Source organism: Sphingomonas sp. NIBR02145 (assembly GCF_027359115.1).
Lineage (GTDB): Bacteria > Pseudomonadota > Alphaproteobacteria > Sphingomonadales > Sphingomonadaceae > Sphingomonas > Sphingomonas kyeonggiensis_A.
Genome location: NZ_CP114791.1, coordinates 2,830,001 through 2,848,037 on the forward strand (window position 1 = coordinate 2,830,001; position 18,037 = coordinate 2,848,037).

Annotated in this window: 14 protein-coding genes (1 of these 14 only partly in view); 6 read left to right on the forward strand and 8 right to left on the reverse strand. The window is 68.1% G+C overall.

What is annotated here, in order from left to right:
- Positions 1–851: the 3' portion of a lipopolysaccharide biosynthesis protein gene (locus O3305_RS12515; protein ID WP_269572856.1), read on the forward strand. Its footprint begins 628 nt before the window's first position; 851 of the gene's 1,479 nt are visible here — the last part of the coding sequence; its start codon lies beyond the left edge, outside the window; the stop codon is at positions 849–851.
- Here the strand turns inward: O3305_RS12515 and O3305_RS12520 are convergent.
- Positions 848–1,276: a CBS domain-containing protein gene (locus tag O3305_RS12520; protein WP_269572857.1), complete on the reverse strand. Its 429-nt coding sequence runs from the start codon at positions 1,274–1,276 to the stop codon at positions 848–850. The genes O3305_RS12515 and O3305_RS12520 overlap by 4 nt on opposite strands.
- Before the next feature lie 64 nt (positions 1,277–1,340).
- Between O3305_RS12520 and O3305_RS12525 the strand changes: the two genes are divergently transcribed.
- A complete protein-coding gene (locus tag O3305_RS12525; RefSeq protein WP_269572858.1) occupies positions 1,341–1,640 on the forward strand; it encodes a hypothetical protein in 300 nt (99 codons plus the stop codon).
- A gap of 33 nt (positions 1,641–1,673) precedes the next feature.
- Here O3305_RS12525 and O3305_RS12530 read toward each other — a convergent pair whose 3' ends face one another.
- The 4 genes from O3305_RS12530 to hisS all read right to left on the reverse strand — a co-directional run bounded on the left by O3305_RS12530 (position 1,674) and on the right by hisS (position 6,332).
- Positions 1,674–2,429 carry a DUF4167 domain-containing protein gene (locus tag O3305_RS12530; RefSeq protein WP_269572859.1) on the reverse strand — a complete coding sequence of 252 codons (756 nt, stop codon included), beginning with the start codon at positions 2,427–2,429 and terminating at the stop codon, positions 1,674–1,676.
- 271 nt (positions 2,430–2,700) lie between these two features.
- Positions 2,701–3,564, reverse strand: a complete 864-nt coding sequence (gene prmC / locus O3305_RS12535; RefSeq protein ID WP_269572860.1) for a peptide chain release factor N(5)-glutamine methyltransferase — start codon at positions 3,562–3,564, stop codon at positions 2,701–2,703.
- 453 nt (positions 3,565–4,017) lie between these two features.
- Complete coding sequence (prfA, locus tag O3305_RS12540) at positions 4,018–5,088, reverse strand: peptide chain release factor 1 (protein ID WP_269572861.1); 1,071 nt, start codon at positions 5,086–5,088, stop codon at positions 4,018–4,020.
- Positions 5,085–6,332, reverse strand: coding sequence for a histidine--tRNA ligase (gene hisS, locus O3305_RS12545; protein ID WP_269572862.1), 1,248 nt, complete (start codon positions 6,330–6,332; stop codon positions 5,085–5,087). The genes prfA and hisS overlap by 4 nt, the downstream gene beginning before the upstream one ends.
- Before the next feature lie 446 nt (positions 6,333–6,778).
- Here hisS and O3305_RS12550 point away from each other — a divergent pair, with 446 nt between their 5' ends.
- From O3305_RS12550 to O3305_RS12565, 4 genes are all read left to right on the forward strand, one after another.
- Positions 6,779–7,981: an efflux RND transporter periplasmic adaptor subunit gene (locus tag O3305_RS12550; protein ID WP_502958203.1), complete on the forward strand. Its 1,203-nt coding sequence runs from the start codon at positions 6,779–6,781 to the stop codon at positions 7,979–7,981.
- A gap of 6 nt (positions 7,982–7,987) precedes the next feature.
- On the forward strand, positions 7,988–11,188 hold the full coding sequence (locus tag O3305_RS12555) for an efflux RND transporter permease subunit (RefSeq protein ID WP_269572864.1): 3,201 nt from the start codon (positions 7,988–7,990) through the stop codon (positions 11,186–11,188).
- Positions 11,185–12,624, forward strand: a complete 1,440-nt coding sequence (locus O3305_RS12560; RefSeq protein ID WP_269572865.1) for an efflux transporter outer membrane subunit — start codon at positions 11,185–11,187, stop codon at positions 12,622–12,624. The genes O3305_RS12555 and O3305_RS12560 overlap by 4 nt, the downstream gene beginning before the upstream one ends.
- Before the next feature lie 218 nt (positions 12,625–12,842).
- On the forward strand, positions 12,843–13,625 hold the full coding sequence (locus O3305_RS12565) for an enoyl-CoA hydratase-related protein (RefSeq protein ID WP_269572866.1): 783 nt from the start codon (positions 12,843–12,845) through the stop codon (positions 13,623–13,625).
- Between the two features lie 187 nt (positions 13,626–13,812).
- Here the strand turns inward: O3305_RS12565 and O3305_RS12570 are convergent, their stop codons facing one another.
- Genes O3305_RS12570 through O3305_RS12580 form a run of 3 tightly spaced genes read right to left on the reverse strand, consistent with a single transcriptional unit; the run spans position 13,813 to position 17,976 of the window.
- Positions 13,813–15,342: a DHA2 family efflux MFS transporter permease subunit gene (locus O3305_RS12570; protein WP_269572867.1), complete on the reverse strand. Its 1,530-nt coding sequence runs from the start codon at positions 15,340–15,342 to the stop codon at positions 13,813–13,815.
- 11 nt (positions 15,343–15,353) lie between these two features.
- Complete coding sequence (locus tag O3305_RS12575) at positions 15,354–16,517, reverse strand: HlyD family secretion protein (RefSeq protein WP_269572868.1); 1,164 nt, start codon at positions 16,515–16,517, stop codon at positions 15,354–15,356.
- Entirely contained in the window at positions 16,510–17,976 is a 1,467-nt protein-coding gene (locus O3305_RS12580) for an efflux transporter outer membrane subunit (RefSeq protein WP_269572869.1), read from the reverse strand. Before O3305_RS12580 ends, O3305_RS12575 begins: the two co-directional genes overlap by 8 nt.
- Positions 17,977–18,037: the final 61 nt, after the last annotated feature.

Consider the following 18,037-nt stretch of genomic DNA (forward strand, 5'->3'; position numbering starts at 1 on the left):
CGAGCTTCGACTTTCGCGGCGCCGGCGACATCGCCCGTTACGGCGGCGTGATGGCCACCGGCCAGATCTTCTGGTTCGCACAGAGCCAGGCCGATGTGTTCATCGCCGGCCGCCTGTTCGATCCGCACATGCTGGGCATCTATACGACCAGCCTGTTCCTCACCCAGATCTTCGTCTCGAAATTCGTGCCGCCGCTCAACGAAGTCGCCTTCTCCGCCTATGCCCGACTGAAGGACGACAAGGCCGCGGTTGGCGCCGCCTTCACCAAATCGGTCCGGCTGGTGATGCTGGTCGCCATGCCCTTCTATCTCGGTATGGCCGCCACGGCGGAGCCGCTGGTCGCCGTCGCGCTTGGCCCCAAATGGATGGAAGCGGTGCCGGTTGTGCACTGGCTCGCGCTCGCCATGCCGATGATGACGCTGCAGGTGCTGTTCGCCCCGGCCAGCGATGCCTGTGGACGCCCCGGGATCAGCGCGCAGAATTCCATGACCGGCGCGCTCTGCCTGCCGATCGCCTTCCTGATCGGCGTGCATTGGGGGGTGATGGGGCTCGTCGCCGCCTGGTTCGCCGCCTATCCGCTCTATCTCGCGCTCTCGACCTGGCGGACGCTGCCGGTGATCGGCGTAAAATTCGGCACACTGGTCGAGGCGATCGCGCCGTCGGCGCTCGCCGCCGCGGCAATGGCATTGATTGTCACCGGCCTCGACGCCCTGCTCCCTCCGGTGCCCGAACTCCTCCGTCTGGCGCTGCTGGTCGGCGCCGGTGGGCTTGCCTATGCCGCGCTGCTGTTCCTGTTCGCACGGCGGATGCTGGTCGATTCGATCAACCTGGTCCGCAACCGCGGCGCCTAGACCGCCTGGATATAGGCGCGCATCGCATCCGCCTCGGATTCGATCCGTTCGATCCGGTACTTCACCAGGTCGCCGATCGAAATGAAGCCGATACAGGTGCCACCCTCGACCACCGGCAGATGGCGGATGCGCCTGCGCGTCATCAGCGCCAGTGCGGCAAGCACGCCCTCGTCCGGCGAAACGGTGATCGCCGGGGCGGTCATCACTTCACTGACCTTGCGGGTAAGCGCCGCCGCGCCTTCGCGTTCGAGGCAATAGATCACGTCGCGTTCGGAAAAGATGCCGGCCACGGCATTGCCGACCATCACGGGCACGGCGCCGATGCGCTTGCCCGCAAGCAGCGAAACGGCATCGGCTACGGTGCTGTCACCATCAACCGAGACAACGTCACGCCCTTTGCCACCCAGGATTGCCGCGATTGTCATCGCTCGACTCCTCGTTCGGGTTGAGGCGCTTGTGTGTCCCACGAATCGTCCCCAATTGCAAAAGATGGAAGCGCCCCGGGGCCTGGACGATCCGGAATATGCTGCCTTCGCCTGGGGGCGCTATCGCCGCGTCCTGGCACGGATGGCACTGGTTGCCTTCGCGGTGGCGGTGCTTTCGGTGCTGATCCTCTGGTACTGGCTGGGCTGGCTGAACTTCACCCTGACCCTGGCCACCGCACTCGGCGTGTTCTTCACGATCCTGCTCGGCGCCGCGCTGATGGGGCTGATGTTCCTCAGCTCCGGGACCGGGCATGACGCGCAGGTGGAAGACTTGCTGCGCGACCAAATCGAAATCGGCGACTGAGCCCGAGCCCAGCCGCCGATTTTCGTATCACCATCAGACCGTCGCTTCGGCGTCCTTGCGGGCGCGGGTGCGACGCGGCTTCTTGGCGGGCTCTTCCGCGGCCTCGGCCGGGGCCGCATCGCTCACGCCGAGCGCGGGCGGGAGCACCGCGGCGTCGATCGCATGGCTTTCCTCGGCCTGGGCTTCCTCACGGCGCGGGCGGCGCGCACGACGCGGAGCCTGCTCCTCGCGGGGCGCCTGGGCTTCGGCTGCCTCAACAGCTTCGCCTTCACCCTCGGCACCATGGCCATTGGCATAGCCATTGCCGTTGGCGTGACCGTTGCGCTGCTCGCGCTCGCGGCGGGGCTGACGCTCCGACCGCTCCTGGCGACCCTCGCGATCGCCGCGGCCTTCACGCTCGCGGCGCGGCTGCTGCTGGGCACGCTGCTCGGGCTGGTCGTCGCCATCCTCGGCGCGGTTGCCATCGGCCTCGACGTCGAAATCCTCGTCGTCGCTGTCGAAATCATCGCGGTTGCGGCGCTGCTGCTGGTTCTGCTCCTCGAAGCGCGACCGGCTCTCGCTCAGCACGCGGAAATAGTGATCCGCGAACTGGAGATAATATTCGGTGTTGACCCGATCGCCCTGCATCTGGGCGTCGCGCGCCAGATTCTTGTACTTCTCGAGCAGCTGGGCGGCGTTGCCGCGCGCACGGTTGTCGATGCGATTCCCGTTACCCTGGCCGGGGTTGCCACCCTGGCGCTGCTGCTGCCCGCCACGACCACGACGGCGGCCGGCCTGACGATTGTTCATCAAGGTCTGTATGTCCTGTCTTGTTTACGCTGTCCGTCGGTCCAATTCCTGGGTCCCGGATGCAGTTTACAAATGCGCGTCAACGCCTCGGGAGGCGCAACTCGCCTGCCATGGCCACCGGACTGCAGCGGCTATCATGACCTGAATCGGGGCTGTGCGTTCTTCACGGCCCAAGCTTCAACTTCTTGGTTGAAAGTGCCCTACCCCGTGGCTGTCTTAGCCGGTGCAGCACTAATGTCCAAGCAGAAATATGTGTCGTTCTGGCGTCGTTTCAAGTCAGCAGCAGCGCACGCGGCCGCCCACCAAGATCCTTGTACAGCGTCACCGCGAAACCGCACTTCCGGGCAATCGCGGATACGGGTTCGGCCTGAGTCCAGCCGATCTCCAGCACCGCCGCGCCGCCCGGCGCCAGCAGCCGGCGCAGATCGGGGATGATCCGCAGGTAATCGTCGAGCCCTTCCGCACCCGCGAACAAGGCCGAGCCCGGCTCATACCGGCGGACCTGCTCGGGCAGATCCTCCACGGTGCCGATATAGGGGGGATTCGCCAGGACCAGGTCGAATCGCGCCTCCAGCCCCTGCGCCCAGTCGCCGCGCTGGAAGCCGGCGCGATCGGCCAGCCCCAACGCATCGGCATTGCGCTGGGCATAATCGAGCGCGACTTCCGACGCGTCCACGCCCAGCCCCTGCGCCTCGGGCCATTCGGCCAGCGCCGCCAGCAGCAAGGTGCCTGGCCCGGTGCCAAGATCGAGGATTCGCGCCGGCGACCGTGCGCCGAAATATTCGAGCGCCGCCTCGAGCAGCGTTTCGCTGTCCGGACGCGGGATCAATACCCCCGGCCCCACCGCCAGCTCGATCGTCCAGAAGGCGCGGCTGCCGGTGATATAGGCGACGGGTTCATGTGCCAGACGGCGTTGGAGGAGGGATTCGAACCCTCCGGGGACCGGATCGCCGATATGGCGCAGGATCATCGCTTCCCGGGTCACGCCGAGCGCATGCGCCATCAGCAGCTCGGCATCGAGCCGGGGCGAATCGGAGACGGGCTCGAGCGTGCGGGCGGCTTCGTTGAGGCCGACGCGCACGCTCCTGCCATTTGCCGCCGACGGCGCCTCGGGCCGGGGATCAGGAGCGGGCATCCCGCGCCTCCCGCACAGAGCCGGCAGCCGGAAAATGTTGAATCCCTTGATACGCCACGCGGGTGCGGGAGGGACGCTGGGGCAAGGGATCGATCCGGATTTTCGCGGCGCGGGTCATACCGGGACCGAAGCAGAAGATTTCCAACATTGCCAGAGGGGTGACGCGCCGAGAGCATCCCCCTCGCTCAACAATAGCGTCATCCCCGCGCAGGCGGGGATCCAGAGCCAAGGGGCAATGGCGGTACGGCTCGCCCTGCGATCTCCGGCAAGCGGAGGTCCGATTTCCGCGTTTATCCCGAGCTACCCTGGATCCCCGCCTGCGCGGGGATGACGGGGTTGGGGACCGGAATGACGATCAAGAAGGTCGCGCCGGAACAGAAAAGGCCGGGCATCGAGCCCGGCCTTTTCTAACCCACCCCCGCCCCTCCCTTGCAGGGAGGGGAGTTGAGAGCCTTACCCGTCGAGCTGGGCCAGGCGATCGGCCTCGTCCTGCGCGATCAGCGCGCCGATCAGTTCGTCGAGCTCGCCTTCCATCACTTCGGGCAAGCGGTGGAGGGTCAGGTTGATGCGGTGATCGGTGACCCGGCCCTGGGGGAAATTGTACGTCCGGATGCGCTCCGAGCGATCGCCCGAGCCGACCATCGAGGCGCGCGCGCCCGAGCGCTCCGAGGCCAGCCGATCGCGCTCGCGCTCGTACAGGCGGGTGCGCAGCACCTTCATCGCCTTGGCCTTGTTCTTGATCTGCGAGCGCTCGTCCTGCTGGATGACGATCGTGCCAGTGGGCAAATGGGTGATGCGCACCGCCGAATCGGTGGTGTTGACGCCCTGCCCGCCCGGACCCGAGGCCCGGAAGATGTCGATGCGCAGATCCTTGTCGTCGATCTTGATGTCGGCGTCCTCGGCCTCGGGCAGCACCGCCACCGTCGCCGCCGAGGTGTGGATGCGCCCGCCCGCCTCGGTCGCCGGCACGCGCTGGACACGGTGGACGCCGCTTTCGAACTTCAGCTTGGCGAACACGCCGGTGCCGGTGACGCTGAGCACGACTTCCTTGTAGCCGCCGAACTCCGAATCGGAGGCCGAGATCAGCTCGATCTTCCAGCCCATGCGATCGGCATAGCGCTGGTACATGCGCAGCAGATCGCCGGCGAAGAGCGCGGCTTCGTCGCCGCCGACGCCGGCGCGGATTTCGAGCATCGCCGGACGGGCATCGGCCGCGTCCTTGGGCAGCAGCGACAGCGCGAGGCCGCGCTCTGCCGCGGCCAGCGCGGCCTCGTTGGCGCGGAGCTCTTCCGCGGCGAGCGCGCGCATTTCCTCATCGGGCTCCTGCGCCATCAGCGCGAGCGATTCGGCATCGGCGCGCAGGCGGCGGACTTCACCGGCGGCTAGCGCCACCGGTTCGATCTCGGCATATTCCTTCGACACCGCGACGAACTTGTCGCCGGAAAGGTCGCCGGTCGCCATCTGCGCCTGCAGCTCGTCGCGCCGCGCCTCGATCGCGGCAATCCGGTCGGCGGGGATCTTCATCGCGCGGCGCCGGACACCAGGGTGGCGACGGCATCGGCATCGACGGCATCGCCATCGATCACGCGCTGGGCGATCGAGACTTCGCCGTCGCGAGACTGGAACGAGACGGTCATCGCCGGGCCGGCCTTCATCGCGCGATCATAGCGCTTCTTCGGGCTGCCGCTGGCGAACAGCTCGGCGCTGATACCGTTGTTGCGCAGTGCTGCGAGCAGGCCAATCGCCGCGGCTTCGCTACCGGCAGCCTCGACCACCACGGCCACCTGCATGCGCTCGGCTGCCGGTTCCGGGATCATCATCCCCAGCCGTTCGATACCGGCTGCCCAGCCCACGCCCGGCGTCTCGAGGCCGCCAAGGCTGCCGACCAGGCCGTCATAGCGGCCGCCGGCCAGCACGGTGCCCTGCGCGCCGAGCTTGTCGGTGACGAACTCGAAGGCAGTGTGGCGATAATAATCGAGCCCGCGCACAAGGCGCGAATTGCGCGTCCACTTGACCCCGGCGGCATCGAGCCCGTCGGTCACCGCCTTGAAGAAGGCCGCGGCCTCCTCGGTCAGATACGCGTCGATGTCCGGTGCGCTGTCGGCGATCGGACGATCGCGCGGATCCTTCGAATCGAGGATGCGCATCGGGTTCTTCTCGAGCCGGACAAGGCTGTCCTCGCTCAGCTGATCCTTGTGCTGCTCGAAATGCGCGACCAGCGCAGTGCGCCAGGCTTCGCGCGTCTCGGCGTCGCCCAGCGTGTTGAGCTGGAGCGTCACATCCTCGATGCCGAGCTCGCGCAGCAACTGGTCCGCGAGGACGAGCAGCTCGACGTCCGCCGAGGGCTCGGCAACGCCCAGCACTTCGGCGTCGAGCTGGTGGAACTGGCGGTAGCGGCCCTTTTGCGGGCGCTCGCGACGGAACACCGCGCCGCTGGTCACCAGCTTCAGCGGGGTGTGCTGCTGCCAGCCATTGGTGATGAAGGCGCGGCAGATGCCGGCAGTGAACTCAGGGCGCATCGTGAACGTGCCGTCCTCGTCCTCGCCGGGCGCGAAGGTATACATCTCCTTGGAGACGACATCGCTGGTCTCACCCATCGAGCGCGAGAATACCGCAGTCGATTCGAGCACCGGCATTTCGGCGCGCTGGAAGCAATAAAGACGACGGATGCGATCGAACGTATCGACGACATGCGCGAACCGGCGCTGATCCTCGCCGAAGATATCCTGGAAGCCGCGGATGCGGGCGGGCGTTTCGATGCGTGCCATATTGGCGCGCGCCAATAGGCCGGTTGCGGGTTTGCCGCAACGGGGGGTGGAGTTTCCCACTTCTTCTACTCCCCTCCCTGCAAGGGAGGGGTTGGGGGTGGGTGGCGACCCCGGCGAAGGCCGGGGGCGCTCGGCGCGACGGTGTGGAGAGAAGACAAGGCCGGGCATCGAGCCCGACCTTTTCTAACCCACCCCTAGCCCCTCCCTTGCAGGGAGGGGAAACAGGAAGGGAGTTCGACACCCACACCCGCAGGGAACGCTACGGCATCCCGAGGATTGTTGCGCGCGGTAATCATATCGTGGAAACGTATCCAGCGGCGGGACATAGTTTCGCGTTTCCCGCATATTTCTTGTGTTGCGCCTGCACAGGCCGCTGCCCAAGAGAATTTCCGCATAGAACCGCGCCCCGAGTCGGCGCCTTGATCCGGGTTGAACACTTGCACCGAATCACTGCTGGCGGATCCCGCCTTCCTGCCTTTGCCCTGCTTTCCGCCACGCTGATTCTCGCCTCGTGCGGGAGCGGCAGCCAGTCCGCGCAGAAGAAGGGCGCGGGCGGGCCGCCCCAGGTCGGCTTCGTGGTGGTGCAGCCCGGCGAAGTGCCGGTCGTCGCCGAGCTTACCGGCCGGGTGAACCCCTATCAGGTCTCCGAGGTGCGGCCGCAGGTGGCGGGCATCATCCTCAAGCGCCTGTTCAAGGAAGGTACGATCGTCCGCCAGGGCGAGACGCTCTACCAGATCGATCCGCGCCTCTATGCCGCCAGCGTGGCCGAGGCTTCGGCCAGCCTGCAGAATGCCCGCGCCAATGCCGAGGCGGCGCGGACCAAGGCCGATCGCTACAAGCCCCTGGCCGAGGCCGAGGCGGTCTCGAAGCAGGATTATACCGACGCGCTGGCCGCGTCGCGCCAGGCGAGCGCGCAGATCGCCCAGAGCGGCGCCCAGCTGCAGACCGCGAAGATCAACCTGCACTTCACCCGGGTGCCGGCGCCGATCACCGGCCGCATCGGCCGCTCGCTGTTCACCGAAGGCGCGCTGGTCACCAGCAACCAGGCCGATCCGCTGGCGGTGATCCAGCGGCTCGACCCGATCTTCGTCGACATCCAGCAATCGAGCACCGAGCTGCTCGCGCTGCGCCGCTCGCTCCAGCAGCAGGGCGTGATGCCCGGCAGCGCCAGCGTGCGCGTGAAGCTGGAGGACGGCAGCGAATATGGCCGCACCGGCACTGTCGAATTCTCCGAAGTGATGGTCGACCAGAATACCGGCACGGTCACGCTGCGCGCCCGTTTCGACAATCCCGAGGGCATATTGCTGCCCGGCATGTTCGTCCGCGCGGTGTTCACGCAGGCGGTCGATACCCGCGCCTATCTGGTGCCGCAGCAGGCGGTGTCGCGCGACGCCAAGGGCAGCGCCCAGCTCTGGGTGGTCGGCGCCGACAACAAGGCGGTGCGCCGCGACGTGACCGCCGATCGCACCCAGGGCGCCTTCTGGGTCATCACCAAGGGGCTCAACCCCGGCGACAAGGTGATCACCCAGGGCATCGCCAACCTGAAGCCCAATGCCGATATCCGCCCGGTCCCGGCCGACACGCCGCAGAAGATCGAGACGCCCCGCAGGGGCCAGGCCACCGGCGCCTCCAAGTCGAAGGGCGGCTAAGCCACTATGTCCCGCGTATTCATCGATCGCCCGATCTTCGCCTGGGTGATCGCGATCATCACCATGCTGATGGGCCTGGGCGCGGTCTTCTCGCTGCCGATCGCGCAATATCCGGACATCGCGCCGCCCCAGGTCAATATCCGCGCCACCTATCCGGGCGCGTCGGCCGAGACGGTGCAGAATTCGGTGACGCAGATCATCGAGCAGAACCTGACCGGCATCGACGGGCTGCTCTATTTCAGCTCGTCCTCGACCTCGCGCGGGCAGGTGACGATCAGCGCGACCTTCGACAAGAGCACCGATCCCGACATCGCCCAGGTGCAGGTGCAGAACCAGGTGCAGCAGGCGCTGTCCCGCCTGCCCAACCAGGTGCAGCAGCAGGGCGTGCGCGTCACCAAGTCGAACCCCGACACGCTGCTGCTCGTCGGCGTCTATGACGAGACCGACAAGCGCACCAATCGCGACGTTTCGGACTGGCTCTCGTCCAACCTGCAGGACACGCTTTCGCGCCTGCCGGGCGTGGGCGACGTCAACGTGTTCGGCTCGCCCTATGCGATGCGGATCTGGCTCAACCCCTCGGCGCTGGCCAGCTACAGCCTGATGCCGAGCGACGTGGTGACCGCGATCACCAACCAGAATACCGAGATCGCGGCGGGCGAGATCGGCGGCCAGCCGATGCCGAGCAGCCAGATGCTCAACGCGACGGTGACCGCGCAATCGCGGCTGCAGACGCCCGAGCAGTTCGCCAAGATCATCCTCAAGACCCAGACCAACGGCGCGCATGTGCTGCTGAAGGACGTGGCGCGGATCGAGCTGGGCGCGGAGAACTACAACGCGGTCAGCCGGGTGAACGGCCATCCCGGCTCGGGCATCGCGATCAGCACCGCGCCGGGCGCCGACGCGCTCAAGACCGCCGAGCTGGTCAAGTCGACCGTGGCGGAAGCGGCGAAGGAGTTCCCCGAGGGCTTCAACTACGCCTATGCCAACGATACCACCGAGTTCATCAAGCTCTCGATCCACGAAGTGGTGATGACGCTGATCGAGGCGATCGTCCTGGTCGTCATCGTGATGTTCGTGTTCCTGCAGAGCTGGCGCGCGACGCTGGTGCCGATGATCGCGGTGCCGGTGGTGCTGCTCGGCACCTTCGCGGTGTTCTATGCGCTCGGCTATTCGATCAACACGCTGACCCTGTTCGGGCTGGTGCTGGTGATCGGCCTGCTCGTCGACGACGCGATCGTCGTGGTCGAGAATGTCGAGCGCCTGATGGAGGAGGATCCCGACCTCACCCCGCGCGAGGCGACGATCAAGTCGATGGACCAGATCCAGATCGCGCTGGTCGCGATCGCCCTGGTGCTGTCGGCAGTGTTCCTGCCGATGGCGTTCTTCGGCGGATCGACCGGCGTGATCTACCGCCAGTTCTCGGTGACGATCGTCTCGGCGATGATCCTGTCGGTGCTGGTCGCGCTGATCCTGAGCCCGGCGCTGACCGCCACGGTGCTCAAGCGCAAGAAGGACATGGCCGAGCCGGGCAGCGGCTGGCTGTCGCGCCGCGTGCCGTTCCTCGGCAACGCGTTCCGCACGGGCACCGAGAAGTTCAACCAAGGCTTCGAGTGGACGATCGAGCGCTACACGCGGACGATCGGCTACGTCGTCGATCGCAAGTGGATCTTCCTGCTGATCTACCTGCTGGTCTGCGCGGTGCTGGTGCTGATGTTCTACCGCCTGCCGACCGGCTTCCTGCCGACCGAGGACCAGGGCGCGGCGAGCGTCCAGTTCCGCCTGCCCGCGGGTGCGACGCAGAGCCGCACCCAGCAGGTGCAGCTGGCGATCGAGAAGTATCTGCGCGAGCAGGAGGGCAAGAACGTCAAGACCACCTTCACCGTGACCGGTGGCGGCGGCGGCGGCGGCGCGAGCGGCCAGAATACCGGCCAGGGCTTCGTGAACTTCGTCCCCTGGGACGATCGCCCGGGCAAGGACAATGCGGCGGACGCGATCGTCCAGCGCGCGGCGGGCGCCTTCCGCAACTTCCGCGACGCGCAGGTCTTCGCGCTGGTGCCGCCGGCGATCCGCGGGCTCGGCCAGTCGAACGGCTTCACGCTCGAGCTGCAGAACAGCAGCGGCATGTCGCGCGAGGACTTCGTCGCGGCGCGCGACAAGCTGCTTGCCGCGGCCAATGCCGATCCGGACCTGCAGGCGGTACGCCTGTCGGACCTGCCCGACGTGTCGACGCTCAACATCCAGATCGACCAGGAGAAGCTGGCGGCGCTCGGGCTCACCCAGGCCGACGTCAACAACACGCTGTCGACCGCCTGGGGCGGGCGCTACGTCAACGACTTCATCGACCGCGGCCGCGTGAAGCGCGTCTATGTCCAGGGCGACGCGCCCTATCGCGCCGATCCGCAGAACCTGAGCGAGTGGTTCGTGCGCGGCAGCAACGGGCAGATGGCGCCCTTCTCCGCCTTCGCGACCATCGGCTGGGCGACCGCGCCGACCACCGTCTCGCGCTTCCAGGGCATCTCGTCCTTCGAGTTCCAGGGCCAGCCGGCACCGGGCAAGAGCTCGGGCGACGCGATGAACCGGATGGAGCAGCTCGCGTCGCAGATCCCGGGGACCAGCGTCGCCTGGGCCGGCCTCTCCTACCAGGAGCGGCTGGCGGGCGGGCAGGCGCCGCTGCTGTACGGCGTGTCGCTGCTGATCGTGTTCCTGTGCCTGGCGGCGCTCTACGAGAGCTGGTCGATCCCGGTCGCCGCGATGCTCGTGGTGCCGCTCGGCCTGATCGGCGCGGTGTTCGCGGTGAGCCTGCGGGGCCTGCAGAACGACGTGTACCTGCAGATCGGCCTGCTCACGACGATGGGCCTGGCGGTGAAGAACGCGATCCTGATGATCGAGTTCGCCGAGCGCGCCGAGAAGGAAGGCAAGCGCGTGATCGAGGCGGCGCTGGAGGCGGCACGCATCCGCTTCCGCCCGATCGTCATGACCAGCCTGGCCTTCATGTTCGGCGTGCTGCCGCTGGCGATATCGACCGGTGCCGGCGCCAACAGCCGCATCGCGATCGGCACCGCCGTGATCGGCGGCATGCTGACCGCGCTGGTGCTGGCGATCTTCTACATCCCGCTGTTCTTCGTGCTCGTCCGCCGCGGCGTGCGCGATTCGCTCAAGGCGGTGCGCGGCCGGATCGGCCGCAACAAGCCGGAGGCGCAGGCATGAAGCGCATCGTCCTTACCCTGATGCTGGGCAGCGCGCTGGCCGGCTGCTCGATGGACCCCAAGCTCGAGGCACCGGCCGCGCCGGTGCCGTCGGGCTGGCCGACGGGCGACGCCTATCTCAAGGCCAATGAAGCCGCGCTCCCCACGGTGACCTACCAGGACATCTTCCGCGATCCGCGCCTCCAGAAGCTGATCGAGACGGCGCTGGCCAATAATCGCGACCTGCGCATCGCCGCGGCCAACATCACCGCCGCCCGCGCGCAGTACCGCATCCAGCGCGCCGACCGGATCCCGGGTCTAGACGCGGGGGCCGGCGCCACCGTCTCCAAGGCCGATGGCAGCGATCGCCAGACCAGCTTCACCGGCAGCGTGAGCATCCCGGCATTCGAGCTGGACCTGTTCGGCCGCGTCGCCTCGCTCACCCGCGCAGAGCAGAATCGCTGGTTCGCGACCGAAGCGGCGGCGCGCGCCACGCGGCTGACCCTGATCGGCGACATCGCCTCCGCCTGGCTCAATCACGCCGCGGACGCGAGCCTGCTCAAGATCGCGCAGGATACGGCGGCAAATGCCGAGCGCTCGGTCAAGCTCACCGACATGCGGCTGAAGGGCGGCATCGCCCCGCGCACCGACCTGGCCCAGGCCCAGCAGACGCTGGCCAGCGCCCAGTCCGACGTCGCATCGCAGACCACCGCGCTGGCACAGGACGTCAACGCGCTGCGCCTGCTCGTCGGCGCCGAGATCGACCCCGCCCTGCTCTCCTCGGCGATCGAGGAAGCCGCGCCGACGGTGGCCGAGCTGCCCGCCGGCGTCGATTCGGGCGTGCTGCTCCGCCGCCCGGACGTGGTGCAGGCCGAGTACACGCTGCGCGCCGCCAATGCCGAGATCGGCGCCGCCCGCGCCGCTTTGTTCCCGCGCATCTCGCTCACCGGACTGCTCGGCCTTGCCAGCAACGCGCTGACCGGGCTGTTCTCAGGCGACGGCTTCCACTGGTCGGGCGGCGCGAGCGGCAGCTATTCGATCTTCAACGCCGGCGCCGGGCGCGCGGGCGTGCAGGCGAGCCAGGCGCAGCGTGACGCTGCGCTCGCCACCTATGAGAAGTCGATCCAGACCGCCTTCCGCGAAGTCGCCGATGCGCTGGCCCGGCGCGGTACGATCGCCGACCAGCTCAAGGCAGACACCGCGAACCTGACGGCGGCGCAGGACAGCTATCGCCTGTCCGAAGCGCGCTATCGCGGCGGCATCGACAATTTCCTGGCGAACCTGGTCGCGCAGCGTTCCTACTACACCGCGCAGCGCGGACTGGTGAACACGCGGCTGGTGGAAGCGACCAACCTGGTGACGCTGTATCGCACGCTGGGCGGGGATTCGCTGCTGACGGTGACGGCGAACGGGCCGGAGGTGGCTGCGCCTGCGCCAGTATCCGCGCCGGCCCCTTAAAGCACCCTGTAATCGTCATCCCCGCGAAGGCGGGGATGACGATGGTATTTCGGAAGTGGCTTAGAACCACGGGCGATTCGGCGGCGAATCCCGGCCCCAAGCTTTCGCCGGGCAACAGGCCCACCAGCCAACCACCGATGCCCTAGCGGAAATTCGCCCGCGCTTTTCCGCCCCTCCCTTCCCCGCTATCGGTTGCGAAGAGAAACGGGAGTGGAAGCATGGCCTACGAGACGATCCTGACCGCGCGCGCCGGCGATGTGCTGGTGATCACGCTCAACCGGCCCGATCGCCTCAATGCCGCGCCGCCGGCGATGTTCGACGAGATCCGCGATGCGCTTGCCAACCTCGACGGCGCCCGTGCGGTGCTGCTCCAGGGCGCCGGCCGCGCCTTTTGCTCGGGTGCCGATGTGGCGAGCGGGGCACTGGCTTCGGCCGATCCCGGCAATGCCACCCATGCGGCGCTGACCGACCATTACAACCCGACGATCCTGGCGGTGACGCGTCTCGGCGTGCCGGTGGTGAGCGCGGTGCGCGGCGCGGCCGCCGGCATCGGCTGCAGCCTGGCGCTGGCCGCCGATTTCTGCGTGGCGAGCGACACCGGCTATTTCCTCCAGGCCTTCGTCAATATCGGTCTGGTCCCCGATGGCGGCGCCACCTGGCTGCTGCCCCGGCTGGTCGGCCGCGCCCGCGCCGCCGAGATGATGATGCTCGGCGAGAAGCTGCCGGCAGTGAAGGCACGCGAATGGGGACTGGTGCACAGCGTGGTCTCGGACGAGCAGCTGGAACATGAGGCGCTGGCGCTGGCCACCCGGCTGGCCGCGGGACCGACCCAGGCGCTGGGCATGATCCGCCGCGGGCTGGGCCAGGCGCTCGAGCTGACGCTGGAAGAGACGCTGGCGATGGAAGCCAATCACCAGCGCGCGGCGCGGGGGACGGCGGATTCGATGGAGGGCGGGCTGGCGTTCCTGCAGAAGCGGAAGGCGAATTTCACGGGGAAGTGAGGGCTCAGGCACTCCCCCTCTCTGCTCCCCTCCCTGAAAGGGAGGGGTCGGGGGTGGGTTGCGACCCCGGCGAAGGCCGGGGGCGCCCAACGAGACGGTATCGGAAAAAGAAAAGGCCGGGCATCGAGCCCGGCCTTTCCTAACCCACCCCTAACCCCTCCCTTGCAGGGAGGGGAATTAAGGGCCCCTAATGCGCCGCCCCCGGCCCCACGGCCCGCGTTGGGCGCGGCGTCAGCCAGATGATCATCGCCGCCGCGACGAAGACGATCGCCGAGATCAGGAAGATGTGGCTGGTCGCCAGCGCAAAGGCTTCCTTGTCGACCAGCTGGGCGATCACGCTGCGCGCCTGATCGAGCGAGAAGCCCTGGGCGGCCAGCGCATCGACGGTGCCGTCGCTGTTGAGCTTCGAAGTGATCTCGCTGCGCGCGACCCGGGCGCTGTCGTCCCAGGCGGTGGTGGCGATCGAGGTGCCGATCGCGCCCGCCATCGTGCGCAGGAAGCTCATCACGCCCGCCGCCGATGCCGTCTCCTCCGGCCGCACCGAACCCAGCGCGAGCGTGGTCAGCGGGATGAAGAAGAAGGGCATGCCGATGCCCTGGAGCATCTGCGGGAAGGCGAGGCTCCAGAAATCGGCCTGGCTGTTCCAGTGGACGCGGAGCAGCGAGGTGAAGCCGAGCCACAGGATGCCGAAGCAGACCAGTGCGCGCGGATCGGCCTTGGTGCTGAGCTTGGCGACGATCGGCGACATGATGACCGCCGCCACGCCGGTGAAAGCAGTGGCATAGCCGGCATAAGTCGCGGTGTAGCCCATGCTCGTCTGCAGCCATTGCGGGATGATCACCGCCGAGGCGAAGAAGGTCGCGAAGGCGAAGGACAAGGATGCCACCGCCACGGTGAAGCCGCGGTGCCGGAAGACGCGCAGATCGACGATCGGCTGGTCCTCCGTCCCTTCCCAGGCAAGGAACACCAGGAAGCCGATCAGCGCGGTGACGCCGAGCATCACGATGGTGGTGTCGTTGAACCAGTCATGCTCGCGGCCGAGATCGAGCATGATCTGCAGCGCGCCGATCCACAGCAGCATCAGCATCAGGCCGACGCGGTCGACGCGCAGCTTGCTCGTCGGGGTCTCGACCTTCGACAGCAGGCGCATCGCACCAAAGGCGCAGAGCGCGGCGACGGGGATGTTGATGAAGAAGATCCAGTGCCACGACCAGCTGTCCGAGATGGTGCCGCCGAGGATCGGGCCGAGGATCGGCGCGACGACGGTGGTCATCGCCCAGACGCCCATTGCCTGGGCGCGCTGCTGGGGCGGGAAGATGCGCATCAGCAGTGTCTGGCTGAGCGGCATCAGCGGGCCGCCGCACAGGCCCTGGCCGATACGGCAGGCAACGAGCATGCCGAGCGTGGTCGACAGGCCGCACAGCACCGAGAAGACGCCGAAGCCGATCATGCCGAAGGTGAAGGTGCGCACCGTGCCGAAGCGGCCGGCGAGCCAGCCGGTGAGCGGCACGCAGACGGCCTCCGCCACCGCATAGGAAGTGATGATCCACGTCCCCTGGCTGCCCGAGATGCCCAGGCTGCCGGCGATGTGCGGCACGGAGACGTTGGCGATGGTGGTGTCGAGCACCACCATGAAATTGGTGAGCGCGAGCACCACGCCCGCCAGGATCAGCGACACGCCCTTCAGCGGTGCCATTTCCTCGGCCTTGCCGTTCATGGCCTGGGTCCTCAGTTCTTCGAGACGTCGATCTCGGCGTCCATGGAAAGGCCGACGCGCAGCGGGTGCTCGGCGAGCTCCTTCGGGTCGAGCTGGACGCGCACCGGCAGGCGCTGGACCACCTTGATCCAGTTGCCCGTGGCGTTCTGCGCCGGGATCAGCGCGAAAGACGAACCGGTGCCGCCCGACAGGCCGACGACCTTGCCGTGATATTCGACATTGCCGCCGTACAGGTCCGACTTGAGCGTGACCGGCTGGCCGACCTTGACGCGGGTCAGCTGGCCTTCCTTGAAGTTCGCATCGACATAGAGCTGGTTGATCGGAACGATCAGCATCAGCTGCGCGCCGGGGGCGACGCGCTGGCCGACCTGGACGGCGCGGCGCGTGACGACGCCATCGACCGGCGCGCGGATCACGGTGCGCGTCAGGTCGAGCCGGGCCTGATCGACCCTGGCCTGCGCCGCGAGCACTTCGGGTGCCGAATTGGCGGTGGTGCCGCTGATCAGCGCGTTGTTCGCGGCCAGCTCGCCCGTGGCGGCGCCGCGGGTCGAATTGGCCTGGGCTACCCCGGCGCGCGCCAGCTCCAGATTGGCCTTGGCCGAGGAGAAGGCGTTGGTCGCCGAGGTAAGCTCCTCACCCGACACCGCACCATTGGGGGCGAGGCGCTGGCGTCGGGCGAGGTCCACCCGCGCCTTCTCGTAATCCGCCTCGGCGGCGACGAGCTGGGCACGGGCTCGGGAAATATCGGCGCTGCGGGCCTGGACCTGCGCGGCGAGCGCCGCGCTGGTGGCCGAGGTCTGGCCGTACTGGCGGCGGGCCTTGGCGAGATCGGCCTCGGCCTGGGCGAGCGCGATCCGCGCGTCGCTGTCGTCGAGCTGGACGAGCACGTCGCCCTTCTTGACCACCTGGGTATCCGAGACGGCGACGCCGGCGACCTGGGCCGCGACCATCGGAGTCACGCTGGCGGTGTCGGCACCGACATAGGCGTTGTCGGTGCTGATGTAATGGCTGCCGACCAGCGCGTACCAGCCGCCATAGCCGACGCCCGCGACCAGCACCGCGCCGGCGATGCCGGTGAGCAGGCGCTTGCGCAGGCTCGGCTTGGCCGGAGCCTCCGGAGCCGCGGTTTCGGCGGCGGCGTTCGCGACATGGAGATTGGGTTCGGCATCAGCCATGGGTCGAGTCCTTGGTGGCGGCGTTCGCTGCCGCGGTGTTGGTGGAAAAGCCGCCGCCCAGCGCGCGGACCAGCTGGACGTCGAGCGTGAACGCCCGGGCCTGGAGGTCGGCGACGATCTGGCGGTTCTGCAGCACGGCCTGCTCGGCGGTCAGCACGTCGAGGAAGGTAGAGAGTCCGCCTTCGTAGCGCTGGCGGGCGATCGAATAGGCGGCTTCGGAGTCGCTGAGCGCCTGACGGCTCTCGGAAAGGCGGGTGACAAGCGCGTTCTTGCTGGTCACCGCGTCGGCGACTTCGCGATAGGCCGTGGTGACGGTCGAGTCATAGGTCGCGACCGCTTCGTCATAGCCGGCGCGGGCACCCTTGTACTGGCCGGCGAGTGCGCCACCGCGGAAGATCGGCAGGCTGACGGCGGGGCCGACCGAGCCATAGGTCGATCCGGACTTGAACAGATTGTCGAGGCCGAAGGACTGGAAGCCGATCAGCGCGCTCAGATTGATCGAAGGGTAGAAATCGGCGCGGGCGACCTTGATGCGGCTGGCGGCGGCCTCGACCCGGGCGCGGGCGGCGGCGATGTCGGGCCGGCGGCCGATCAGGTCGGTGGTAACGCCCGCCGGAAGCCCGTGGCTCTCGGCCGGGCCGGCGGGGAGCGTGATGGCCAGGCCGCGGTCCGGTCCCTTGCCGAGCAGGGCGGCGATGCGGTTGCGGGTGAGGCCGATCGCCTCGTCGGTCGCGGCGAGATCGGCGCGGGCGGCGGGAACGGCGGCATCGGCCTGCTTGAGCTCGGCGCGGGTATCGAGGCCGTTGGTGACGCGGTCGCCGACCAGCTTCTGGGTCTGGGTGCGCAGCTCGAGCGCCTTGGCCTGGACGTCGCGCTGCGCGGCGAGGCGGGCGAGATCGGCATAGGCGCCGGCGATGTTGGTCGACAGGACGAGGCGCGACTGCTCGAGCTCGATCCGCGCGGCCTCGGCGTCCGAGGTGGCGGCGGCGAGCGAGGCGCGGTTCTTGCCCCACAGGTCGAGATCGAAGCTGAGGTTGGCGGCGACCTGGCCGCTGTCGTTCCAGCCCTTGGGCACGAAGGCGGCGGGGACGCCGTTGTTGTAGCTCTGCTTGCCCTCGGTCGCGCCGGCCTGGACGCCGACCGACGGGAGCAGCGCGGCACCGGCCTGCTGGGCATAGCCCTGGGCCGAGCGGAGGCGCGCGGCGGCGGCGGCGAGATCGGGGGAATCGGCAAGCCCTTCGGCGATCAGGCCGCTGAGCTGCGGGTCGCCATAGGCGCTCCACCAGTCATTGGCCGGCCAGTTGGCGGCATCGCTCTTGAGCGACTGGTCCGCGGCATAGGCGGTCGCGGCGCGCACTTCGGGGCGGGCACCGAGGTTCGGCACCGGCGCGCAGGCGGAAAGGAGCGCGGTCCCGGCAGTCGCGGTAAGCAGCAGCGGGCGGAGAAAGAATCGAGTCATGATTTAAATACCGTACTGTCTGGTACGGCGATGCAAATGGGTGCAGCGCAGCATCTTGTCA